This window comes from Sulfitobacter sp. HI0040, assembly GCF_001634885.1.
Taxonomy (GTDB): Bacteria; Pseudomonadota; Alphaproteobacteria; order Rhodobacterales; family Rhodobacteraceae; genus Sulfitobacter.
The window spans coordinates 1-605 of the sequence record NZ_LWEX01000228.1; the positions used below are offsets into that span (position 1 = coordinate 1).

1 protein-coding gene is annotated in these 605 nt (G+C 59.7%); it reads right to left on the reverse strand.

Annotated elements, in window-relative coordinates; translation table 11 throughout:
* The coding region (locus tag A3728_RS12795) for a TAXI family TRAP transporter solute-binding subunit (RefSeq protein WP_330220276.1) at window positions 1-371 on the reverse strand (371 nt) is incomplete at its 3' end.
* Between the last annotated feature and the right edge of the window lie 234 nt (window positions 372-605).

The following is a 605-nucleotide window of genomic DNA, read 5'->3' on the forward strand; positions in this document are numbered from 1 at the left end:
ATGCCGCGCTCCACGAAGAAATGCATGGGCGCCCAGTTATACATGTAGCCGATGGCGCGCATGTTCTCGATAGGCGCGTTGAAGGGCTCGCCGCCCTCCAGGGCGATCTTGGCCTCGGCGTCGTGCAGCAGGCCCAGGTCGGTGCGATTGGCGCCCAGCAGGCCGATATTGGCAAAGCCACCACCGGTGGCCTGATAAGTGACCACCGAGTCGCCGTCATCCGCCTTCGCCGCGCGGTCGATGCCCGCGCCAAGTAGCGACCACAGCCCGCCGGGGTTACCGCCCGACAAGGTCAGGTTCACCGGTTCCGCTGTCGCCGCGCTTGACGACACGGCAATCCCCAGTGCCGCGATTAAAGCCGATAGTTTCATGCGTTCTCCTCCCAGATATGCACCCGCCACTCTAACGGGCTAGATGTGACTGACCACGTTCCCGGCACAGGCAGCCCGCCCGCACAAAAAACTTAGACTTCTATCTTGGTAGAGAAATGCATCGCTGTAGTCAATAAATTAGATATCTTAGTTTATGGTTTGGCCGGATAGGGACGCACGGCACCAATCCCCGCAATTTTTCGGCAATTCGGGAAGTATCAGGACCTGCGGGAC